General features: G+C 71.6%; 10 protein-coding genes. 6 read left to right on the top strand and 4 right to left on the bottom strand.

Features of this window, described 5'->3' with window-relative positions:
- Positions 1 to 51 precede the first annotated feature (51 nt).
- The gene (locus AB0I10_RS05235; RefSeq protein ID WP_363150948.1) at positions 52 to 3,999 is read right to left on the bottom strand and encodes an ABC transporter ATP-binding protein; all 3,948 of its coding nucleotides are present in this window, start codon (positions 3,997 to 3,999) and stop codon (positions 52 to 54) included.
- Between the two features lie 196 nt (positions 4,000 to 4,195).
- Between AB0I10_RS05235 and AB0I10_RS05230 the strand changes: the two genes are divergently transcribed.
- Positions 4,196 to 4,462: a hypothetical protein gene (locus AB0I10_RS05230; protein WP_363150947.1), complete on the top strand. Its 267-nt coding sequence runs from the start codon at positions 4,196 to 4,198 to the stop codon at positions 4,460 to 4,462.
- A 76-nt stretch (positions 4,463 to 4,538) separates the two neighbouring features.
- On the opposite strand, the gene AB0I10_RS05225 is transcribed toward AB0I10_RS05230, so the two are convergent.
- Positions 4,539 to 7,370, bottom strand: coding sequence for a discoidin domain-containing protein (locus AB0I10_RS05225; RefSeq protein WP_363150946.1), 2,832 nt, complete (start codon positions 7,368 to 7,370; stop codon positions 4,539 to 4,541).
- A 185-nt stretch (positions 7,371 to 7,555) separates the two neighbouring features.
- Here AB0I10_RS05225 and AB0I10_RS05220 point away from each other — a divergent pair, with 185 nt between their 5' ends.
- Genes AB0I10_RS05220 through AB0I10_RS05210 form a run of 3 tightly spaced genes read left to right on the top strand, consistent with a single transcriptional unit; the run spans position 7,556 to position 11,161 of the window.
- Positions 7,556 to 8,374 (top strand): ATP-binding cassette domain-containing protein, encoded by an 819-nt coding sequence (locus AB0I10_RS05220; protein ID WP_363150945.1) that lies wholly within the window; start codon positions 7,556 to 7,558, stop codon positions 8,372 to 8,374.
- Positions 8,346 to 10,466: a YhgE/Pip domain-containing protein gene (locus AB0I10_RS05215; protein ID WP_363150944.1), complete on the top strand. Its 2,121-nt coding sequence runs from the start codon at positions 8,346 to 8,348 to the stop codon at positions 10,464 to 10,466. Before AB0I10_RS05220 ends, AB0I10_RS05215 begins: the two co-directional genes overlap by 29 nt.
- Complete coding sequence (locus tag AB0I10_RS05210; RefSeq protein ID WP_363150943.1) at positions 10,463 to 11,161, top strand: TetR/AcrR family transcriptional regulator; 699 nt, start codon at positions 10,463 to 10,465, stop codon at positions 11,159 to 11,161. The genes AB0I10_RS05215 and AB0I10_RS05210 overlap by 4 nt, the downstream gene beginning before the upstream one ends.
- A 133-nt stretch (positions 11,162 to 11,294) precedes the next feature.
- On the opposite strand, the gene AB0I10_RS05205 is transcribed toward AB0I10_RS05210, so the two are convergent.
- On the bottom strand, positions 11,295 to 13,064 hold the full coding sequence (locus AB0I10_RS05205; protein WP_363150942.1) for a thiamine pyrophosphate-binding protein: 1,770 nt from the start codon (positions 13,062 to 13,064) through the stop codon (positions 11,295 to 11,297).
- Between the two features lie 97 nt (positions 13,065 to 13,161).
- The gene (locus AB0I10_RS05200) at positions 13,162 to 14,703 is read right to left on the bottom strand and encodes a sodium:solute symporter (protein WP_363150941.1); all 1,542 of its coding nucleotides are present in this window, start codon (positions 14,701 to 14,703) and stop codon (positions 13,162 to 13,164) included.
- 288 nt (positions 14,704 to 14,991) lie between these two features.
- On the opposite strand from AB0I10_RS05200, the gene AB0I10_RS05195 reads away from it, so the two are divergent.
- Together AB0I10_RS05195 and AB0I10_RS05190 are read left to right on the top strand one after the other, a co-directional pair.
- Positions 14,992 to 16,623, top strand: a complete 1,632-nt coding sequence (locus AB0I10_RS05195) for a helix-turn-helix domain-containing protein (RefSeq protein ID WP_363151087.1) — start codon at positions 14,992 to 14,994, stop codon at positions 16,621 to 16,623.
- Positions 16,624 to 16,842: 219 nt separating this feature from the next.
- Positions 16,843 to 17,229 (top strand): hypothetical protein, encoded by a 387-nt coding sequence (locus AB0I10_RS05190; RefSeq protein ID WP_363150940.1) that lies wholly within the window; start codon positions 16,843 to 16,845, stop codon positions 17,227 to 17,229.
- The last annotated feature ends 19 nt before the right edge of the window (positions 17,230 to 17,248 follow it).

The following is a 17,248-nucleotide window of genomic DNA, read 5'->3' as shown; positions in this document are numbered from 1 at the left end:
GGGGTACCCCCCTTCAGGGGGGGTACCACGCCGGTCTCCCAGTGTCGGGCCTCAGGCCACCAGCGACTCCGCCTCGCCGGTGAAGGTGCGCCACAGCTCCGCGTAACGGCCGTCGCGGGCGAGGAGCTGGGCGTGTGTGCCGTCCTCGACGACCCTGCCGTGGTCCATGACCACAACGCGGTCCGCGCGGGCCGCGGTGGTCAGGCGGTGGGCGACGACGAGGGTCGTACGGCGGCCGACGAGGCGGTCGGTGGCCTGGTTGACGACGGCCTCGGTGGCGAGGTCCAGGGCGGCGGTGGCCTCGTCCAGCAGCAGCACGTCCGGGTCGACGAGTTCGGCGCGGGCCAGGGCGAGCAGCTGGCGCTGGCCCGCGGAGAGGTTGCGGCCGCGTTCGGCGACCTCGTGGAGGTAGCCGCCGTCCAGGGTGGCGATCATGGCGTGCGCGCCGACGGACCGGGCGGCGGCCTCCACCTCGGCGTCGGTGGCGTCCGGGCGGCCGTAGGCGATGGCGTCGCGGACCGTGCCGGCGAAGAGGTAGGACTCCTGGGGGACCACGCCGAGGCGGCGGCGGTAGTCGGTCACGTCCAGTTCGCGCAGGTCGGTGCCGTCGACACGGACGGCACCCGAGGACGGGTCGTAGTACCGGGCGACCAGCTTGACGAGGGTGGACTTGCCGGCGCCGGTCTCCCCGACGAAGGCCACGGTCTGGCCTGCGGGGATGGTGAGGTCTATGCCGGCCAGGGCCTGTTCGGCCTGGTCGTCGTGCCTGCCGTAGTGGAAGTGCACCTTGTCGAAGGTGATGTCGCCGCGCAGTGCGGGCACTTCGCGCGGCTGCTCGGCGGGCGGGGTGGTGGTCGGCTCGCGCAGCAGCTCCTGGATGCGGCCCAGCGAGACGGAGGCCTGCTGGTAGCCGTCGAAGACCTGGGAGAGCTGCTGAACGGGCGCGAAGAACAGGTCGATGTAGAGCAGGTAGGCGACCAGCGCGCCGGCGGTGAGGGTGTTCGAACCGACCCGGCCGGCGCCGACTATCAGGACCAGCGCCGCCGCGACGGACGACAGCAGCTGGACGAACGGGAAGTAGACGGATATCAGGAACTGGCCGCGGACCCGGGCCCGGCGGTAGGCGTCGCTGCGGGCCGCGAACCGCTCCATGCCGCGCCCCTCGCGCCGGAACGCCTGGATGATCCGCAGGCCGGACACGCTCTCCTGGAGGTCGCCGTTGACGACGCTGATCCGCTCGCGGGCCAGCTCGTACGCCTTCACGCTCTGCTTTCGGAAGAAGTACGTGCCGATGATCAGCGGCGGGAGGGTGGCGAAGACGACGAGGGCCAGCTGGATGTCGATGGCGAGCAGCGCGACGAGTATGCCGAAGAACGTCAGCACCGAGACGACGGCGGTGACCAGGCCGGTCTGGAGGAAGGTGGACAGCGCGTCCACGTCCGTCGTCATCCGGGTCATGATCTTGCCGGTCAGCTCGCGCTCGTAGTAGTCGAGGCCGAGGCGCTGCAGCTGGGCGAAGATCTTGAGGCGGAGGGAGTAGAGGACCCGTTCGCCGGTCCGTCCGGTCATACGGTTGGCGCCGACCTGCGCGGCCCACTGGGCGAGGACGACGACCAGGGCGAGCGCGGCGGCCGTCCAGACGCCGGCCAGCACACCGCGGCGGACGCCCTCGTCGATGCCCTGCCGGATCAGGATCGGTACCAGCAGGGCGGCGATGGCGTCGACCGCGACCAGCGCGAGGGCGAAGGCCAGCGGCCCGCCGAAGCCGTGCAGCAGTCTGCGCAGGCCGTAGGAGCGCTCGGGGCGCACGGCCCGGTCCTCGTCGATGTCCGGTGTGTCGGTGGCCGGCGGCAGCGCGGCCACCTGGGCGAGCAGCTCGGGCGTCGGCGGCAGGCCGGCCATCGCGGCGGCCATTCCGGGACCGGCCGCAGCGGCGGCCGCGGGGACCGGACCGGCCGCGCCCGCCTCGGCGTCCTGCTCGCGGCGGACCCACAGCTCGGGGGTGATGGTGCCGGCCGGTTCGGTCCGGGCGGTCTCGCCATCGGGCCCGGCCGGCTCGGCGGCATCCGGTTCACGTTCCAGCAGGCCGGTCGCGGCGTACTCACCGCTGAAGGCGCCGGCCAGTGCGCCCGCCGGGTCGTGCTTGACGTCGCCCATCTCCTCCGGGTCCGTCAGCAGTCTGCGATAGAGCGCACAGCGGCCCTCCAGCTCCTCCTGGGTGCCGATGTCGACCAGCCGCCCGCCGTCGAGGACGGCGACCCGGTCGGCGAGCGCCAGGGTGGAGGCGCGATGCGCGATGAGCAGGGTGGTGCGGCCCGCCATGACGCCGCGCAGCGCCTCGTGGATCTCGTGCTCCACCCGGGCGTCGACCGCCGAGGTCGCATCGTCCAGGACCAGCAGACGGGGGTCGGTGAGGATGGCGCGGGCCAGGGCGACGCGCTGGCGCTGGCCGCCGGAGAGGGTGAGCCCCTGCTCGCCGACCTTGGTGTCATAGCCCTCGGGCAGCTCGGATATGAAGCCGTCGGCCTGGGCAGCGCGGGCCGCGGCGCGCACCTGCTCGTCGGTGGCGTCCGGGTGGCCGTAGGCGATGTTGTCGCGTACGGAGTCGGAGAACAGGAAGCTGCTCTCGGGGACCAGCCCGATGGCGGCACGCAGGGATTCCAGGGTCAGGTCGCGTACGTCGTGGCCGCCGACCAGGACGCGGCCGGCGGAGACGTCGTAGAAGCGGGGCAGCAGGAGGGAGACGGTGGACTTGCCGCTGCCGGAGGTGCCGACGACGGCGACGGTCTCGCCCGGCTCCATACGGAGCGAGAAGCCGTCGAGTACGGGACGGGCTCCGGAGCCGGAACCGGGACACTCGGAGGGGGCAGCGCCCCAGCCGCCCAGGACCGCTTCGTCGTCCCCGGCGTCCTCGGCGGCCCCTTCATCTTTGGTGTGCAGTGGTGCGTACGCGAAGGTCACCGCGTCGAATTCGACGGTGGCCGGGGCGTCGGCGGGCAACTCGTGCGCGTCCGGGCGCTCCTCGATCATCGGCTCGGTGTCGATCAGCTCGTAGACCCGCTCCACACCGGCGCGCGCCTGCTGGCCGACGGTCAGCATCATCGCCAGCATCCGGACCGGGCCGACGAGCTGCGCGAGATATGTGGAGAAGGCGACGAAGGTGCCGAGGGTGACCTGCCCCTGGGTGGCCATCCAGCCGCCGACGGCCAGCATCGCGACCTGGCCGAACGCCGGTACGGCCTGCAGGGCCGGGGTGTAGCGGGCGTTGAGGCGGACCGTGCGCAGCCGCCCGGCGAACAGCCGGCGGCTGACCTCGCGCAGCTTGCCGGTCTCCTGCTCCTCCTGCCCGAAGCCCTTGACGACCCGGACGCCGGACACCGCGCCGTCCACGACGCCGGCCACCGCGGCGGCCTGGCCCTGTGCGTACCAGGTGGCCGGGAAGAGGCGGGCGCGGCTGTGCTTGGCGATGAACCACAGGGCCGGGGCGACGGCCAGCGCGACGACAGTGAGCAGCGGCGAGAGGATCGCCATCACGACCAGGGAGATCACAAAGAGCAGAACGTTCCCGATCATCATCGGGATCATGAACAGCAGGCTCTGGATGAGCTGGAGGTCGCTGGTGGCACGGCCGACGACCTGGCCGGTGCTCAGCTCGTCCTGCCGCCGGCCGTCGAGCCGGGCGATCGAGCCGAACATCCTGGTCCGCAGATCGTGCTGGGCGTCCAGGGCGAGGCGGCCGCCGTAGAAACGGCGGATGTAGGTGAGGACGTAGACGGCGATCGCGGCGACGACCAGCAGGATGGCCCAGGGGGCCAGGGACCGTTCGTGCGTGACGATGACATCGTCGATGATCAGCTTCGGTACGAGCGGGACCAGCGCCATGATGGCCATCCCGGCGAGCGAGGCGCCCAGCGCCAGCAGCACATCCTTTTTGTACTGCCAGCAGTCGCGGCTCAGCCGCCGCGCCCAGCCCTGTTGTCCCGCATCCGTCCCCGCCACGCGCTGCCTCCCACACCTCGACCTTGACGCAAGGCACCAACGCCGACGCGGACGGATTTCATCCCGCTGCAACAATCCGGTCCGCGGCCGGGGCCGGAATCAGGGACTGCCCCTGGTGCGGCATCGGGGAAGACCAAGGGTCGTGTGCGGGGCATCCCTGATGGTTCGGAGCCGCGTGGAGGTCACGCTGAGTGACATGAAGCAACGGATTCGCCGCCGGGTCGCGGTGGCACTCGCAGGCGGCGCGGCCGCCGCCCTGATCACAGGGACGACCACGACCGCCGTGGCGTCCGCGCAGGCCTTCGGCGACCTGCGCGCCGCCCCGACGCGGGTGGAGGAAGCCCCCGCACCGAAGCTCGTCGGCAAGCGGCTGCGCCTCCCCGCGCCGTCCGGCCAGAGCAAAATATCGGCGACGGCCTTCTCCACCTTCCGCTCGTACGCCCGGCTGCCTGCGGGGAGCTGACGGGAGGCGCGCGACGGGAGCGGTACTGCCGCCCCAGCTGGAATCCGGCGCCACTGCGCCGCCAGGTCTGGAATGGTCACTTCATGCTCGGACCGGACACCGTCAACTCCGCGATACCGGGGCGCGTCTTCGACTCGGCGGGCCCGTGCACCGTGACCTGTACGTACCGCGCCGGCGTCCGGCCGTCGTAGCCCGTGCCGTACCAGTGCTTCCCGTCCTGCGAGACCTGCACGACGTAGGACTCCGGACGTGTCGCGTTCCAGTGCGGGGTGATCTGCCCGACCTGAGTGGTCCGGCCGAGGTCCACGGTGAGCGTGCCGGTGGCGGCGTCCGGCACCCAGGCGGTGGTGGTGTTGCCGTCGACCGCGGCGGCCGCGTACATGCCGGGTTCCTCGGAGGTGGCCGTGGCCGGCATGCAACGGGCGGCGTTGGCGGTCCGGGCGAGGTCCGGGCGGCGGGTCTTGAGGACGGCGGGCACGCCTCGGCTCACGACCTTCTCGCCCTCCGGCGAGTCGATCCGCATCGGGGCGCCGGCGGTCAGCCGCACGGTGGTCTGGTGCGCGCCGAGCTCGATGTCGTACGTCCGTCCCTGCCAGTGCAGTCCGCGCAGCGTGACGCCGTCGGAGAGCTGTGGCGGCAGCATCGGGTCGAGCCGCAACCGGTCCTCGCGGAGCCGCAGGCCCGTCAGCCCATGGGTGAAGGTCTGCAGGAAGCCGCCCTTGCCGGTGAGGAAGTCCTGCGCGGGCTTGCCGGCGAGCGGGTCGCCGGCGCCCGCCTTCACCCCGCGCGCCTCGGAGAACTGCGCGAACGGCCCGCGGACGAACGGCTTGATGGAGCGGAGCAGGTAGGTGTACGTCGAGCAGCCGGGTTCGCCGATGCCCGCGGCGTCGATGGCGTGCACCGAGTCCGTCATGGCGGGGCCGTCCGGGTCGGTGCGCGCCGCGTAGTAGTCCAGCGTGTCGGCCGCCTGCCGCTGCGACATCGGCCATTCCAGTGGGTACATCAGCAGCACGGTGTCCGCCTGCTTGATGGTGGTGCCCCGGTAGCCGGCGTACTGCTCGAAGACGCTGCGCTTCGCGTCGTAGGGGATGCGCAGCTTGTCGGCGATGGTCTTCCAGGAGGCCGGGGCCGACTCGCCGAGGAGGGCGGCGACGCGGGTGGCGTGCCGCAGCGCGGTGGCGGCACCGGCGTTGGTGAACACCGCGTCGTCGACGCCGTTGCTGTACTCGTCCGGCCCGGCGACGTTCTTGACGGAGTAGCTGCCGTCGGCGTTACGGGTGGCCCGCGAGGCCCAGAATTCGGCGATGCCCTTGAGGACCGGCCAGCCGCGGGACTTCAGCCAGCGGGTGTCCTTGGTGGCAAGGTAGTACTGCCAGGTGGCGAGGGAGATATCGCCCATGAGGTGGTTCTGGGTCCGGCAGTGCGGCGGGTCCCAGCTGTGGCACTCCTTCCACAGGTCGCCGTTGCTGCCGCTGGTCCAGGAGTAGAACAGCCCGTCGTAGCCGAGCTTCTTGGCGTTGGCGCGGGCGCCGGCCCGGGTCCTGTAGCGGTAGTCGGTCACCGACCTGGCGAGTTCGGGGTGGCTCGCGATCAACCCCGGGTACATCCAGGTCTCGGCGTCCCAGAAGATCTCGCCGGCATAGTTGTCGCTGGTCAGGCCGGTGGGGGCGATGCTGTTGGCGCTGCCGGCCCGGGTGCTGGACAGCAGCCCGTACTGCGCCGCGCGCACCCAGGACTGCAGCTCGCGCTGCCCCTTCACCACGATGTCGCTGCGCCACAGCCGCTGCCAGGCCGCCGTGTGCCGTGCGAACAGTGCGTCCCAGCCGCGGCTCGCGGCCCGGCGGGAGGCGGCGATCGCGGTGGCGCCCGGGGTGCGGGAGGTGAGCGCGGTGTCGACGCCGACGTACTTGGTCAGCTCGTACGAGCGACCGCTGCGGACCGGGAAGGTCACCTTCTGCCGATTGCTCAACTCTCCGGTGCGAGGGCCCTGTTGGGTGTGCCCGGCAAGGATCTGCCGACCGGGGCGCAGGGTGGAGGCGACGGCGCCGTCGGTCTGCGTACCATCCGTCCGGAACGCGACATCCATCGTGCGGCCGGTGCCCATGGCGCCGGCGGCGGAGCCGGTGGTAGTGCCGGGAGCCTGCGACATCCGGCGGGCGCCGCGCCCGTCGAGGATGTCGGTGACGGTCGCGGAGCCGCTCCAGTGGGGCGTCATCCGCAGCCGAACGGCGCCGGTGTGCGCGTCGTTGCGGTCGGCGAGGACGTCATAGACCAGATCGGTGGCGCGGCCGTCGGCAGCCGTCCAGGTCAGCGACGTACGGACGAATCCGCAGCGCAGGTGGAGCGTCTGGCGGTAGTGGGAGATCCGGCCGGGCGCGGTGGCGGAGGAGAAGGTCTCGGAGCGCGCGCCGCCGGTGGTGACATCGAGCGCGGTCCAGGTGGGGATCGCCGCGATGGCCTGCCGCCCCTCGACGTTCTTCGGCCCTTTGGCATACAGCCCGGAGACGAACGACCCGTCGTATTCCGAGGTCTTGAGCGGCCAGCCGGTCTCGCCGCCGGGAGCCGCGTATCCGGCGCCGTTGGGCGGCACCCGCTGGCCGAGATAGCCGTTGCCGACGAAGGCATGGTGGCTGTCCTCGGGGTCGATACGGGTGGCGGTCGCCGACCAGCCGTCGTCCCGGCTGCCATGGCCGCCGATACCGGCGCCGGGTCCCTTCGCGCACGTCCCCGGCGAGGTCTGCGGCGCCACGGCCCCATACGTCACCGACCGCGACACACCCCCCGACTCCGAAGCGGGCGCGAGCGTCGCGACGAGGGCTGCCACGGCCAGCGGGGCGACCAGCCTGCGCGAGCGACGTGCCGCCGGCCCCGTCGGGCGATCCGTGAGGCGATTCACTGGGTGATCCATCGAGTCCTCCGTGACGGCACCTTAAGACGACTCTCCCGCCCGCCGCACGGACTTGCCAGGGGAACTCGCCGCAGAGTCACGGCGGGCCGGCCCTCGCCCCGCTCGCCACATCACCCCGATTGGCCAATAGGGCCACACATACGGCACACTTTTAGACTGACTAGTCAGAACAAAGGAGGGGTGTTGTGGACACCACCCGCCAGGGGGCGGCGGTCAACGCCAGGGCAATCGGAGTCGAGGGCCCACGGGGATGGGCTTTCAGAGGTGTCGACATCTCCGCGGAACCGGGCTCACTGATCGCCCTACAGGGCCCCTCGGGCTCCGGCCGCACCTGCCTTCTGCTCTCGCTCACGGGCCGGATGCGGATCACCGAAGGCGAGGCGACGGTCGCCGGGTTCCCGCTGCCCAAGCGGATGGGGACGGTGCGCAGCCGTACCGCGATCGCTCACGTACCGGGCGTCGCCGACCTCGAACCGGCCCTCACGGCCGGTGAACACCTCCAGGAACAGGCCCTGTTGGGCCAGCGCCTCAATCGCTCGCTGAGCGGCTCCCTGCCGTGGAGCCGCCGCTACAAGGACGCCGCCCGCGCCCGGATCGACGCCGCGCTTGCGGCCGCCCAGTTGGACCCCGCCACGCTGCCCAAGGGCCTGCGGACTTCGGTCCGTGATCTGGAGCGCCTCGAAGCGCTGCGGCTGTCCATCGCGCTCGCGGTGATGCACAGCCCGCGGCTGCTGGCCGTCGACGACGTGGACCTCAAGCTGTCCGCGACCGAACGCGCCCTTGCCTGGCAGCTGCTGCGGGACCTCGCGCTGGCGGGCACCACCGTCGTTGCCGCGGGCAGCGATGCGCCGTCGGACGCCCTGATCGTCCGCACCGCCACTCCCGGCGCCCAGGACACCCCCGACTCCAGCGCCCAGGACACCACCGCCCCCGGCCCGAAGGGCCCGGCCGACACCAACGAGGAGGAAGCAGCGCATGCGTTCGCCGAGACTGGCCGCGCTTGAGCTCAGGCGTTTCGGCAGGGGAAAGCTCCCCCGACTGGGCCTGGTCGCCCTGATGCTGATCCCCCTGCTCTACGGAGCCCTGTACCTCTGCTCCTTCTGGGACCCCTACAGCCGCCTGGACAAGATCCCGGTGGCCCTCGTCAACGACGACCAGGGCGCCTCCGCCGACGGCAAGAAGATCGCCGCGGGCGACGAACTGGCCGAGAACGTCAAGGACAGCAAGACCTTCCACTGGGAGGAGGTGAGCGCCGCCGACGCCGCCAAGGGCGTGGAGAACGGCACGTACTACCTCTCCCTGACCGTGCCGAAGGACTTCAGCAAGCGGATCGCCTCCAGCTCCGGCGACGACCCGCAGACCGGCGCGCTCCAGGTCCGTACGAACGACGCCAACAACTACATCGTCGGCTCGATATCGAAGACCGTCTTCTCCGAGATCAGGGCGAAGACCTCGGCAACGTCGTCGCGGGCCATGCTCGACAAGATCTTTGTGTCGTTCTCCGATCTGCACGACAAGACGGCCGACGCGGCCGACGGGGCCGGGGAGATCGACAAGAACCTGGGGAAGGCCAAGCAGGGCTCCGGTGACCTCGCCGACGGCCTCGGCAAGCTCGGCAAGGGCTCCGGCGACGTCAGCAAGGGCGCGGGCGACGTCAGCAGGGGCGCGACGGAAGCCGTCATGAAGGCCAGGCAGCTCAGCCAGGGCGCGGGCAAGGTCGCCGACGGCACACAGCAGCTCGCCGAGAAGGTCCACGGCATCGCCAAGCAGGACCTCCCCTTCCTGAGGAAGCACGGGAAGGAGATCGGCGAGAAGGCGAAGGTCGTCGCCGACCTCACCGAGGCGCTCGACGACGACCTCGGCAAGCTGCCGGGCAACTCCGCCAAGGCAGCCACGCAGGCCCGCCAGAACGCCGACGACGCCAAGGCGCTGTACCAGGAGCGCTGCGACGGTCTCGTCTCCACCGACCCCGACTGCCCCAAGCTGAAGGGGATAGCGGAAGGCACCGCCGTGGCCGCCGATGCGGCGGAGAAGGTCAACGGCGTCGTCGCCGAGATGGACTTCCAGCATCTGCGCGGCAAGCTGCGCGACCTGCATGAGGGTGCTGTGCTGGCCGCCGAGAAGTTCCCGACCATCGCGAGCGACGCGGACACCGCGATCCGTCAGATCAACCAGCTCAACGCCGGTGCTCACAAGGTCGCCCAGGGCGCGAACCAGTTCGCCGACGGGATCGGCGCACTCGCCAATGGCGCCGGCAAGGTGGCCGACGGAGCCGGCCAGGTCCACAACGGCGTCGACGACGCCAAGGACGGCGCCGACAAACTCACCGGCGGCCTCTTCAAGCTCAAGGACGGCAGCAACCAGCTGGCCGACAAGCTGCACAGCGGCGTGGCCAAGATCCCCGACTACAACAAGAAGGATCGCGACACCCGCACCGAGGTGATGGCCGACCCGGTCGAGCTGGCCGCCAAGTCGATGCACAAGGCGCCCAACTACGGCACGGGGCTCGCGCCGTACTTCATACCGCTCTCCCTCTGGGTCGGCGCGATGGTCGCGTTCATGCTCTTCGCCCCGCTGGGCAAGCGCGCACTGGCCGCCGGCGCGCCCGGCTGGCGAATAGCACTCGGCTCCTGGCTGCCGGCCTTCGCGATCGGGGTGGCGCAGGTGCTCGCCCTGATGGCCGTCCTCCACTGGGGCCTCGGCCTGGAGATGGCCCGCTCGGCCGGCACGATCGGCTTCCTGCTGCTGGCCACCGCCTGCTTCACGGCTGTCATCCAGCTGCTGAGCGCATACTTCGGACCGGCCGGCAGGGTGCTCACCCTGGTCATCCTGATGCTTCAGCTGACCTCTGCGGGCGGCACCTACCCGGTGCAGACCAGCCCCGGCTTCTTCGCCGCCATCCACCCGTTCCTGCCGATGAGTTACGTCGTCGACGGTCTGCGCCGGCTCATCACGGGCGGCGACACGGCCATCGTCTGGCAGGGTTCGGCCGTCCTGGCGGCCTTCACCCTCGGCGCGCTGGCGCTCACCGCTCTCGCGGCGCGCGGCCGGCAGGTCGTACGGATGAAGGATCTGCATCCGGAGCTCAGCCTGTGAGCATCCGCTCCGGCCATGGGGGCGGTGCCGGCAACGGCACCGCCCCTGGGGCCCGTCTCTGCACCGTGGCCGAGCCCCGCCGCAGCACCACCACCGGCCCCCGGCGCGAGGCCACCCGGCGCAAGCTCTTCGAGGCCGCGGTCTCCCTCATCGCCGAACAGGGCTTCTCCGCCACCACCGTGGAAGAGATCGCCGATCGCGCCGGCGTCGCGAAGGGCACCGTCTACTACAACTTCACCAGCAAGAACGTGCTGTACGAGGAGCTTCTGCGGGACGGCATCGACCTGCTCGCCGACTCGCTGCGGCAGGCCGAGCAGACGACCGCGGCACAGGGCGGCAGCCGGGTCGACGCCCTGGACGCGATGATCCGGGCCGGCCTGGATTTCTGCGCCCGCTCCCCGGCCCTCACCCAGCTCTACGCCGCCGAACTCTGGCGCACCAACCGCACCTGGCGCGCCACCGTGAAGTCGGTACGCGGCCGGGCCCTCGCCGTCGTCGAATCGGTCCTGCGGGATGCCGTGGCCACCGGCGAGCTCACCGCGGAACTCGATATTCCGCTCACCGCCTCGGCCCTGTTCGGCATGGTCCTGGTGGCTGCCCTGGACTGGCAGTCCTTCCAGCCGCACCGCTCGGTCGAGGACGTCCATGCGTCGCTTTCGCGGCTGCTTCAGGGGCGAGTGAGCGGCGGCGCATAGCGGGAACGCACAGCGGCCGCGCGCCCGTAATGGTCACTTCGAGCCGAGCGCGACGAACGTGGGCCGGCGATGCCGGACTTCGAGAACGGCGCATCCGGTTCTCCGCCCGGCCCCGGAGCGTGAGGTGTTCGGGTCAGGGCGTCAGATGTGTCGGCGCGAACATCCGCAGTCGGGCCGGGAGTACGACGACGGACGGCCCGGGCGCGGCGAGCGCCGCCACCAGGTCCGTCCGAAGCCGCTCCGGGGCCGTACGGACCGCCGGCACTCCGAACGACTCGGCCAGCGCCACGAAATCCGGCCGGGTGAGCTCGGTGGCGGTGGCCTCGCCGAACGCGTCGGTCATGTATTCGCGCAGGATGCCGTAGCCGCCGTCGTCCACGATGAGCCAGGTGACCGGCAGGCCGTACTGCCGGGCGGTGGCCAGTTCGGCGATCGAGTACATCGCGCCACCGTCACCGGAGACGGCGAGCACCGGCCGGGTGGGGTCGGCGGCGGCCGCGCCGAGCGCCGCCGGAAAGCCGTAGCCCAGGCCGCCGGCGCCCTGCGCGGAGTGCAGCGCGTTGGTATGCCGCGCGTCGAAGGCGGACCAGGCCCAGTAGGCGAGGATCGTCATGTCCCAGCAGCTGACCGCGTCGTCGGGGAGCGCGTCGCGTACCGCTGCCAGGATCTGCCGCTCCAGGTCGAGCCCCTGTCCGTCCAGACGCTCCCGGACGCGCGCCAGGACGTCGGCAACGGCGGCTTCGGGAGCGGGGACGGACTGGGGAACGGGGACCGGGACGGAAACGGGGACGGACTCGGGAACGGGGAGCGACTCGGACGCCTTGCCGGGCTCGGAATCCCTGCCCTCCCCCATCTCCCCCAGCTCCCCCGGCTTCCCCACCTCTGCCACCAGCGCACCCAGCGCGAGGCGGGCGTCCGCGTGGATGCCCAGTGCGGCGTGGTTGGACTCCAGCTTGCCGAGGTCCGCCTCGATCTGTACGACGCGGCCGCGCGGCCGGAACGTGTGGTAGTTCGAGGAGAGTTCGCCGAGCCCGGAGCCGACGACCAGCAAGGTGTCCGCCTCCTCCAGGAAGGTTGTGGTGTGGCGGTCCTCCAGCCAGGACTGGAGGGAGAGCGGGTGCTCCCAGGGGAAGGCGCCCTTGCCGCCGAACGTCGTGGCCACCGGCGCCCGCAGCCGCTCCGCGAGCGCCAGCAGCTCCACCTCGGCCCCGGCCCGTACGACACCGCCGCCCGCCAGGATCACCGGCCGCCGGGCCCGGGTCAACCGGCGCGCCGCCTCCGCGATCAGCTCTGGGCGGGGCTCCAACTCCCGTGACGCGACGCGGAGTTCCGTCACATACGGCACATCGACCGGCGCCAGCAGCACATCCTGCGGAATCTCCAGCCACACCGGCCCGTGCGGCACGCTCAGCGCCGACTCCCAGGCCGCGGCCACCGCGGACGGGATCTGGGAGGCCGTGCGCGCCGTGTGGACGGACTTGACCACGCCCCGGAACGAGGAGCTCTGGTCGGTGAGTTCATGCAGATAGCCGTGGCGTCCGCCGCCGATACCGGCCAGCGGCACCTGACTGCCGATGGCCAGTACGGCGGCCGAGCCGGCGGCCGCCTCCTGGAGCGCGGCCAGCGTCATCAGCGCACCGGGCCCGGTGGAGACCAGCAGCGGCGCCACTCCGTGCGTGGTCCTGGCGTAGGCGTCCGCGGCGAAGCCCGCGTTGTTCTCCACCCGCAGCCCTATGTAGCGCAGCGCGGAGCGGCGCAGCGCGTCGAAGACCCCGAGCGCGTGCTGCCCCGGCAGCCCGAAGACGGTGCTCGCGCCCAGTGCGGCCAGCGACTCGACGACGAGGTCACCGCCGTTGCGCGGGTGCTGCGTCGCGGTGGGGGCGGGGGTGGAGGTGGTGCTCATGGGTGCGATGTTGCCTTCCTGAGGGAGGTGGGCGAGGGGAGGGCGGAGGGGCGGCGTGCCGGATCGGGCCGTTCGGACGCGGCGCCCGTATCGGCCGTCAGACGCGCTGCGCGGTGGACTGGGCCACCGCCACCCCGGGCTCGCCCCGGTCCGGCTCGCCGGCCAGCCGTGCGCGCCAGGCGGCCAGCACCGACGCGTCCGTGGGCCTGGTGGCGAGGCTGACCACGACGTACGCCACGAGCGAGGCGATCAGCCCGTAATAGATCGGCTCGTTGGCGAGGACACCGAGCGAGAACATCAGGCCGATGACGGTCACTCCGCCCACCGCGACCGCGGCGAGCGCGCCCGCCCCCGTGCCGCGCTTCCACATCAGGCCGCCCAGGATCGGCACCAGCAGCCCGCCGACCAGCAGGTTGTAGGCGACGGTGAGCGCCGCGACGACATCGTTGAGGGTGATCGCGATGGCGATGACCGCGACACCCATCAGCAGGATGAACGCCCGGTTTCCGGTCACCTCGTCCCGACCGCCGTCATGGGCACCGTCTTGCGCACCGTCGCGACCGCCGCCATGGGCACCGTCATGACCGCCGTCATCGCCGCCCCGTCGGCCCGAGGGGCGCCATCGCCCCCAGATGTCGTTGTTGGCGACCGTCGCACACGCGATCAGCGCACCCGAGGACGTGGACATCACCGCGGACAGCGCCGCCGCCAGCACCAGCCCGCGCACCCCCATCGGCAGCGCGTCCTTGACGATCGTCGCGAAGGCGTCGTCCGGGCTGCCCAGGTGCGGGTAGAGCACCTTGGCCGCGGTACCGATGACGGCGCCTGCCAGTGCGTAGGCCAGACAGTACGTACCGGCCGCGGTGCCGCCGAGGCGCGCCACCTTGTCGCTGCGCGCGGTGAACACTCGCTGCCAGATGTCCTGCCCGATCAGCATTCCGAAGGAATAGATCAGTACGTAGGTGAAGACGGTCTGGCCTCCGATGCCCAGCGGCGCGAAGTAGTCGTCCGGCAGCTGTGCCCTCATCTCGGCGAAGCCGCCCGCCTTGATCACCGCGATGGGCAGCAGAAGCAGCAGCACCCCGATCGTCTTGACGACGAACTGGACCATGTCGGTGAGGGTGATCGACCACATGCCGCCGAGCGCCGAGTACGCCACGACGATCGCACCGCCGAGGATGATCGAGAGCGTACGGTCCATGCCGAAGAGCACATCGAAGATGGTCGCGTAGGCGATCGTCGAGGTCACGGCGAGCATCAGCGTGTACGCCCACATGACGACGCCGGATATGAGGCCGGCGGAGCCGCCGTAGCGCAGATCGAGCATCTCGGAGACGGTGTAGACCTTCAGCCGGGCGATCCGGCCCGCGAAGAAGACGCTCAGCGCCAGCAGCCCGAGGCCGATGGTGAAGACCATCCACGCGCCGGACAGCCCGTACTGGTAGCCGAGACCGACTCCGCCGATGGTGGACGCGCCACCGAGCACGATCGCGGCCATCGTTCCCGAGTACATCGCGGGGCCGAGGCGGCGCCCGGCGACCAGAAAGTCGCTCTTGGACTTGGCGCGCCGCATTCCCCACCAGCCCATGGCAAGCATTCCGGCCAGGTAGAGCACGATCACCGCATAGTCGACAGCCATGGGCCATCCCTTCCGGCTACGCCGAGGGGAGAGGGGGAGGGGAGACAGGAGATGGGGGAGGAGAAGGGGCGGGAGCGAGGGGTGTGACGTGGGGGGGAGAGACGGCGCTTGGCGAGCGGGGGTCTCCTCCAAGCGCCGCGTCTTGGGGGTTGACCCTAGGAGGCGGGAAGTCGACGCTGAAGTGTACGTTTCCTCCACTCGCCCGCCCTCGAAGTGGATGGTTCGCACATGCCGCACTCCATGCCGCACTCCATGCCGAACGCCACGCCACACGCCACGCCACACTCCATGGCACCGTCCACGCCGCCCGTCCCGCTGGCCGATCTCCTCGCCCGTACGGACCTGGGCCTGCGCCAGATCGCCGGCCCACGCGAGGGCATCGCCATCCACTGGGTGCACACCTCGGAGATGGCCGACCCGGTGCCGTACCTTCTCGGCGGCGAAATGCTGCTGACGGCCGGGGTGCATCTGGCGGAGGTGACCGGCACCCGGGCCGGCCGCACCGGGCCCGCCGACGACGACGCCGGCTCCGCCCTCGACGCCTATCTCGACGGTTACGCGGCCCGCACCGTCGCGGCCGGTGCCGCCGCCCTCGGCTTCGGGATCGCGCCGGTGCATGACGCCGTCCCCCGCGCCCTGGTGGAGGCTTGCGACCGGCATGGGCTGCCGCTCGTCGAGGTCCCTGCGGGCACCCCGTTCACCGCGGTGGAAAGCGCCGTGTGGCAGGCCGTGACGGAGGCCAGGCACCGCGAGCTGACCCGGCTCAGCGAGGCCCAGCGGGCGCTGGCGGCGGCCGCCGCCCGCCCCGACCCCGCGCCCGCCGTGCTGCGCGCGCTGGCCCGCCACGTACACGGCTGGACCGCCCTGCTCACCCCGGACGGCACGGAACACGGCTCGGCCGGCCCCCGTCCCACCGCCGCCTGCCGGACCGCGGCCGCCCACCTCGCCCAAGTTGTCGGCACCGGCGGCCCGTCCTCGGCCGCCGACACCCTCCCCGGTACGCACCTGACCGCGTACGCACTCACCGGGCGCGCCCCCGACCAAGCGCTCGCCCTGGTGGTCGCCGCGGACCCCCACGACCCGCCCGCACACACCATCGCGGGCGTCGCCGCCGTGCTCCTCTCGCTGATCAGCGGCCCGGCCACCGGCAGCGGTCCGGCCGAAGCCGGCCACTCCGCCGCCCTGGTCCGGCTGCTTCTCGGCGCGCGGCCCACCGATGTCGCACCGCTGCTCGGCCACCCTCGCTGGACGGTCGTCCATGCCGAGCCCCGCCGTGACACCACCGAATCCCCCACCACCCTGGCCGCCGCCCTGGGGGCCACTCTCATCGCCCGGCACGAGGACGCCGAGCCGACGTCCGGGCCGGATCGGACGCCCGGCCCGGACGCCCGCCTCATCCCCGGCCCGGACGTCACCGCGGCGCGGGCGACCGCCCCGGACACCCCAACTCCCGCCCTGTGCGCGCTGATCCCCGGCGATCGCGAGGTCACCGCGCACCCCGGCTGGACGCTCGGCGTCAGCGAACCCGTTCCGGTCGCGGAGCTGCCGGCCGCCGACCGGCACGCCGCCTCCGCCCTCCGCCGCGCGCTCGCCCGCCGTACCCCTCTCGTACGCCATCGCGCCCCTGGCCCCCGCGGCATCACTTCCCTCATCTCCCCCACCGATGCCGACCAGCACGCCCAGGCCCTGCTCGCCCCGCTGGCCGACTCCCCGCCCCTCCTCTCCACGCTCCACAACTGGCTCTCACTGCACGGAAATTGGGACCGCACCGCGACCACCCTCGGCATCCACCGCAACACCGTTCGCCAGCGCATCACCCGTATCGCCGGCCTCCTCGACACCGATCTGGACGACCCCGACGTCCGCATGGAGCTGTGGTTCGCCCTCCGCACGCTCGACCGCGGCGCGCCACAGGCATGACGTTCGGGGCGCGTCTCGGGGCTCATCACCGGCGCCCCATCGCCGGCCCCATCGCCATCCTCCGCCTCAACTACACCCATATTGCGATGATTTGATGGCCCGCCGGCCTGCATCGGTGACACCTCTGTGACAGTCGCGTCCTTGAGGCAACACGGGCGCCCGCGTCTAAACTTCGTAAAAGCCAGTCGGTACGTGACGAACTCTCGAACGGGGGAGGTTATGGCCGGGAACGGACTGCAAGCGGACATCCCGTCGCTGAAAGCCGGAGGCAAGGACTTCACCGGCGTCGGCCAGCGCTATCAATCCGCGGTGGACAAGCTGAAGAACGGGCTCACCGGCCTGGAGGGCCAGGACACTCCGCCGTGGGGCGATGACGACATCGGCGAGAAGTTCGGTGTGGTCTACGAGGGCCTGCGTGACGGCATGTACGAATCGATGGGGCATCTGGCCGCCAAGCTCCAGGAGATCGGCGGCGCCCTGAAGAGCATGGCCGACAACCACCAGGCCGACGAGGACTTCAACGACTCGCTGATGAAGCAGCATGTCGCCAACGCCGAGGCGGACAGCAAGATGATCAGCAGCCTCAAGTCGCCCCACACCGCCTGACGTACCACCGTCTGAAGCA

Origin of the sequence: Streptomyces sp. NPDC050636 (assembly GCF_040654775.1) — a bacterium.
GTDB lineage: Bacteria > Actinomycetota > Actinomycetes > Streptomycetales > Streptomycetaceae > Streptomyces.
The sequence above is the reverse complement of the archived record's forward strand: the minus strand, read 5'-3'. Positions and strand labels throughout refer to the sequence as shown.

Bases quoted from the DNA above. Each gene is read 5' to 3' on its own strand.
- AB0I10_RS05230 (WP_363150947.1), top strand. From the start codon at position 4,196: ATGAAGCAACGGATTCGCCGCCGGGTCGCGGTGGCACTCGCAGGCGGC.
- AB0I10_RS05225 (WP_363150946.1), bottom strand. From the start codon at position 7,370: ATGGATCACCCAGTGAATCGCCTCACGGATCGCCCGACGGGGCCGGCG.
- AB0I10_RS05215 (WP_363150944.1), top strand. From the start codon at position 8,346: ATGCGTTCGCCGAGACTGGCCGCGCTTGAGCTCAGGCGTTTCGGCAGG.
- AB0I10_RS05205 (WP_363150942.1), bottom strand. From the start codon at position 13,064: ATGAGCACCACCTCCACCCCCGCCCCCACCGCGACGCAGCACCCGCGC.
- AB0I10_RS05200 (WP_363150941.1), bottom strand. From the start codon at position 14,703: ATGGCTGTCGACTATGCGGTGATCGTGCTCTACCTGGCCGGAATGCTT.
- AB0I10_RS05195 (WP_363151087.1), top strand. From the start codon at position 14,992: ATGGCACCGTCCACGCCGCCCGTCCCGCTGGCCGATCTCCTCGCCCGT.
- AB0I10_RS05190 (WP_363150940.1), top strand. From the start codon at position 16,843: ATGGCCGGGAACGGACTGCAAGCGGACATCCCGTCGCTGAAAGCCGGA.